Here is a 1,519-nt window from a genome sequence, read left to right as displayed (position 1 = left end):
CCCCGTCAGCACCAATGGCACAGATTTGAGGTTGTGATTTAAGGAGGATTTGGGCTTCGTCGTAGTGACGAAGGAACGAAGATGAAGCCCAAATCCTCCAATGCAAAATCGCCGACCAAGGCCCCTGCGGAGCGGGTGGTGAAGGACATCCGGCGTGCAACCCGCCGGCACTTCTCGGCCGAAGACAAGATCCGCATCGTGCTGGATGGCCTGCGCGGCGAGGACAGCATCGCCGAGCTGTGCCGCAAGGAAGGCATTGCCCAGAGCCTGTATTACACCTGGTCGAAGGAGTTCATGGAAGCCGGCAAGCGCCGCCTGGCCGGCGACACCGCCCGTGCCGCGACCACTGGCGAGGTGCAGGATCTGCGCCGCGAAGCCCGCGCCCTGAAGGAATGCGTTGCCGACCTGACCCTGGAGAACCGCCTGCTCAAAAAAAGCATGATCGCGGATGGGGGCGACGACGAATGAGGTATCCCGCCTCGGAGAAGCTCGAGATCATCCGGATCGTCGAGCAGTCGCACCTGCCCGCCAAACGCACGCTGGACCAGCTCGGCATCGCCCGTCGGACCTTCTACCGCTGGTATGACCGGTTCCTCGAAGGCGGCCCGGAGGCCTTGGAGGATCGGCCGTCGGCGCCGACCCGGGTGTGGAACCGCATCGGCGATGATATCCAGGACCAGATCGTCGAGATGGCCCTGGACTACAGCGAACTGTCACCGCGCGAGCTGGCGGTGCGGTTCACCGACGAGAAGCGCTACTTCGTGTCGGAAGCCACGGTTTACCGCCTGTTGAAGGCCCATGATCTGATCACCAGCCCGGCCTATGTCGTGATCAAGGCCGCCGATCAGTTCCACACCAAGACCACCCGGCCGAACGAGATGTGGCAAACCGACTTCACCTACTTCAAGATCATCGGGTGGGGCTGGATGTACCTGTCGACCGTGCTCGACGACTTCTCGCGCTACATCATCGCCTGGAAACTGTGCACCAACATGCGGGCCGAGGACGTCACCGACACGCTGGACATGGCGCTGGCTGCCTCGGGCTGCGACAGCGCCACCGTGCTGCACAAACCCAGGCTGCTCAGCGATAACGGTCCCAGCTACATCGCTGGCGAACTGGCTGAATACATCGAAGCTCAGCAGATGAGTCATGTGCGCGGTGCACCGTGCCACCCTCAGACCCAGGGCAAGATCGAGCGCTGGCACCAGACTCTGAAGAACCGCATCCTGCTGGAGAACTACTTCCTGCCCGGCGACCTCGAGGCCCAGATCGAAGCCTTCGTCGAGCACTACAACAATCAACGTTACCACGAGAGCCTGAACAACGTGACGCCCGCCGACGCCTACTTCGGCAGGGCACCAGCCATCATCAAACAGCGTGAAAGGATCAAACGACAGACCATCGAATATCGACGCTTGCAACACCGCAAGCTCGCCGCATAACATCAACCCCGAGACGAGGCCCGCACTCCGCTAATTTACGCCGCGAGTTGTGCCAAATGTTCTGACGACGGACA

1 protein-coding gene is annotated in these 1,519 nt (G+C 61.4%); it reads left to right on the top strand.

The window, feature by feature from the left end; genetic code table 11:
* Positions 1-81: 81 nt before the first annotated feature.
* Positions 82-1,445 (top strand): IS3 family transposase gene (locus tag Y88_RS18655; protein WP_085995949.1). Its coding sequence is split into 2 segments (ribosomal slippage): positions 82-429 and positions 432-1,445, totalling 1,362 coding nucleotides; the frame shifts between segments, so codons are not numbered across the junction.
* Positions 1,446-1,519: the final 74 nt, after the last annotated feature.

Source organism: Novosphingobium nitrogenifigens DSM 19370 (assembly GCF_000192575.1).
GTDB classification, from domain to species: domain Bacteria; phylum Pseudomonadota; class Alphaproteobacteria; order Sphingomonadales; family Sphingomonadaceae; genus Novosphingobium; species Novosphingobium nitrogenifigens.
The sequence above is the reverse complement of the archived record's forward strand: the minus strand, read 5'-3'. Positions and strand labels throughout refer to the sequence as shown.